Raw genomic sequence first — 881 nt, forward strand, 5'->3', positions numbered from 1 at the left:
GGGTGCCCGCTCCGATGGTGGACACGTAGCCGATGCGCGCGCCCTTCAGTCCGTTCTTGTCCAAGGCAGCGGCGTAGCTGAGCTCGCGTTCGGCGTCAGCATTCGCCGTAGTTGGGTCCTCGGGGTCGGTGCCGGCATACAGATCGAGCATGATCACCGAGTCATCGAGGGTGCGTGTGAGCGGACCACCGCGGTCTTGGTCGCCGGCGAGCGGAGCGATGCCCTCTCGGCTGACGAGTCCGAAGGACTGGTAGACATCAGCGAGGCCCTGGTAGGCGCCCGGAACCTGGATCGAGCCGCCGGTGTCGCTGCCAAGACCGATCATGCCCAGGTTCGCCGCGATCGCGGCGCCGGTACCGGCGCTGGAACCGCCCGACTCACCACCCGAGAGGTATGCATTCGAACTACGCATGTACGAGCTCTGACCGCTGTAACCTGAGGCGAATTCCGTGAGGTTGGCCTTCGCGAGCACAATGGCCCCAGCATCCCGAAGCTTCTCGACCATCTCGGCATCGTTCTCGGGCAGGAAGCCGTCCAGACACTTGCAACCGACGGTAGTCGCTATGTCTGCCGTGTTGAAATTGTCCTTCACGATGACCGGGATGCCGTGCAGCAGGCTGCGCGGCCCCGACTGCTCACGTTCCGCGTCGAGCTTCGCCGCGTCCTGCAGGGCGTGGTCGTTGACTTCGATGATCGAGTTCAAGGCGGTCGCCGGGTCACCGTTCACGGTGGCCTTGTCGTAGGCTGCGATCCGGTCGAGGTACTTCTGAGTGAGTTCGACGGCGGTGAGCTTGCCAGCCTCCATGGACGCCTGCGCGTCGATGACGCGGGCCTCGACGAGTTGGAAGTCGCCGTCATTGTAAATGGCCTGTTGCGATAGC

General features: G+C 64.0%; 1 protein-coding gene. It reads right to left on the reverse strand.

Annotation, left to right across the window (positions count from 1 at the left end; genetic code table 11):
• The coding region (locus ACFPYJ_RS33060) for an amidase family protein (protein ID WP_379192854.1) at positions 1-881 on the reverse strand (881 nt) is incomplete at both ends.

Source organism: Paenibacillus solisilvae, assembly GCF_042656405.1.
GTDB classification, from domain to species: Bacteria; Bacillota; Bacilli; order Paenibacillales; family Paenibacillaceae; genus Paenibacillus_Z; species Paenibacillus_Z solisilvae.